Raw genomic sequence first — 1,633 nt, 5'->3', positions numbered from 1 at the left:
ATTATATAAGTATCATTTATTTTAGAATTTTCTCCTTGAGCAGTATTTGTTAAAATTATTTTATATATATTTTTAACATTATCTATTTTAAGAAGTTGTTTTACATGAACTAATTTTTCTGCTTTTGTATAATAGTTAACTATTCTATTTAGTTGGACTGTAGCTGCTATTATCTTATCGTTATTTTCTATATATTGTTTATAAGAAGTAGGATCATTTAAGTGTTTTACTTCAATAAAAAATAAATCTTCATCTAAGGAGAATACTATATCACATTCATAATCAGGATTTTTAAGTTGTATACAATTTATACCTGATTCCACTAATGTTTTCCGCATCTGTATTTCAAACCAATCACCTTTAATTTTCACTTCAACATTTTTACATTTTAGATTAGATAATAATGCCCTTACAGGATCAGTTGATACACTAATTGATGGAATTACCATATAGTTTTCTTCTAGCCTTAAAAATGGAGCATCTATGCAATCTTCTGATTTTTCATTGAAAATTAATAAATCAAATATTTTAGATGCATTTTTTTGTTGGATTCCCCATTCTATCATTAAATAAGTCCATTTCTTTTTAGATTTAACAATACAAATATCATTTAAAGAAATAGAACCTTTTTTAACTAAGTTGGTAGTTTTTCTACTTTCCAAAAAAGATTTACATTCTATTGATATAGCCATATATGCTCTAACGAATTCGCTAATTTTTATACCAAATATTTCAGAATTGAAGTCATCTGTTGAAAAATATTCTTTTACAAACTCTACAGCCATTCTTTCATCGTATGAAGCATATCCATGAGGAGGAAGTTTTCTAGTCTTATTAATAGTTGAGTTATTGCCATATAATAAATATTGTTCATGAGCATATCTGGCTTGTTTAGCTTGTCTAACATCCAAAAATTTCAAATGTGATATTGTTTTCCCTAAAGTTTTATTTCCTTTTGCTTTTGCCAAAACCAAATTTTCTATTATATCAATCTCAACTTCAAAATAGCTCCATAGCTCATATAATATGTTCAATAAAGATTTGTAACCTGCATATTCAAGATGTGTAATTGCATCTTGGATATAATTAAAATCTATTCTAATATTCTCATTTTCAAAAGAAAAGTCTTTGTAAAAAAGTAAATATTTCAATACTAATCCAATAGATTCTACACTATTTTCAAAATAGTCTGATTGATTATTATTTAATGCTGATTGATGTTTTAAGTTATAAATATCCTTAGATAAGAATAATTCCATACATATTACATAGGAGTTTAAATGTATTTTATCTGGTATTAAATTTTCAAGTTTACTTAAAAAATTAGTAGCTAATTTAAAATACAATTGATTAATTGCATATACTTCATTTTCTAATTTTTTAATTTCTTGTATTTTAGAAGGATTTTTATTTTTTAATAAATCAATTGCTTCTTTGTATAGTTTTATTTTTTTGGGTTTACCACTACCAAAGTAGTTTATGCTAATACCTGATTTTTTTAATAATTTTATAGCAGAGTCAAAATTATTTGTATTACATAGAGATTCTAACTCGAAAAGAAATTCTTCAGGCGATATTTTTCCAAGTTTATATAAATCCATATTATCCTCCTAATTAAATTTATATATATATT

At 24.1% G+C, this 1,633-nt stretch carries 1 protein-coding gene; it reads right to left on the bottom strand.

Translation table 11 applies throughout. The annotated features are described in order from the left end of the window. Positions 1–1,601: hypothetical protein (locus PTI45_RS01110; protein ID WP_069325712.1), on the bottom strand; the 1,601-nt coding region annotated here is incomplete at its 3' end. Between the last annotated feature and the right edge of the window lie 32 nt (positions 1,602–1,633).

The organism is Paenibacillus nuruki (genome assembly GCF_001721045.1).
In the GTDB taxonomy this organism is placed as follows: Bacteria; Bacillota; Bacilli; order Paenibacillales; family Paenibacillaceae; genus Saccharibacillus; species Saccharibacillus nuruki.
The sequence above is the reverse complement of the archived record's forward strand: the minus strand, read 5'-3'. Positions and strand labels throughout refer to the sequence as shown.